The sequence below is a fragment of the Actinomadura rugatobispora genome (genome assembly GCF_042656285.1).
Lineage (GTDB): Bacteria > Actinomycetota > Actinomycetes > Streptosporangiales > Streptosporangiaceae > Spirillospora > Spirillospora rugatobispora.
In genome coordinates, this window is the sequence record NZ_JBHSON010000263.1 from 1 (window position 1) to 813 (window position 813).

At 67.9% G+C, this 813-nt stretch carries 1 protein-coding gene; it reads right to left on the reverse strand.

What is annotated here, in order from left to right:
- Nucleotides 1-813: nucleotide sugar dehydrogenase (locus ACFPZN_RS56235; protein WP_378293660.1), on the reverse strand; the 813-nt coding region annotated here is incomplete at both ends.

Sequence of the window (813 nt, forward strand, 5' to 3'; positions counted from 1 at the left end):
GACCAGGTCGGCGGCTTCGAGTGCGGCGGGCAGGTCGGTGCCTGCGGTGGGGATGGGGGTGTCGTCGACGTGCCAGGTGGTGACGTAGGGGTCGTGGTAGGTGAGGTGGGCGCCCAGGCGGGTGAGGCGGCGGGCGATGGGGCGGGCGGGGGATTCGCGTTGGTCGGCGATGTCGGCTTTGTAGGTGACGCCGAGGAGGAGGACGTTGGCGTCTTTGAGGGCGCGGCCTTGGTTGTTGAGGAGTTGCTGGGCGCGCTCCACGATGTAGCGGGGCATGCGGTCGTTGATCTCTTGGGCGAGTTCGACGAAGCGGAAGGGGTAGCCCAGGGAGCGGACCTTGTAGGAGAGGTAGTTGGGGTCGATGGGGATGCAGTGGCCGCCGACGCCGGGTCCGGGGCGGAAGGCTTGGAAGCCGAAGGGTTTGGTGGCGGCGCAGTCGATGGCGTCCCACAGGTCGATGCCGAGTTCGTGGCAGAAGACGGCCATCTCGTTGACCAGGGCGATGTTGACGTGGCGGTAGGTGTTCTCCAGGAGTTTGGCCATCTCGGCCTCGCGGGTGCCTTTGGCCTGGACGACCTGGTCGACGAATTTGCCGTAGAGGGCGGCGGCGGCGGTGGCGCAGGCTTCGGTGAGGCCGCCGACGATCTTGGGGGTGTTGGCGACGCCGTAGACGGGGTTGCCGGGGTCGATGCGCTCGGGTGAGAAGGCCAGGTGGAAGTCGGTGCCGGCCTTGAGGCCGGAGCCTTCTTCCAGGAGGGGGCGCAGGACTTCGTCGGTGGTGCCGGGGTAGGTGGTCGATTCCAGGACGACCAG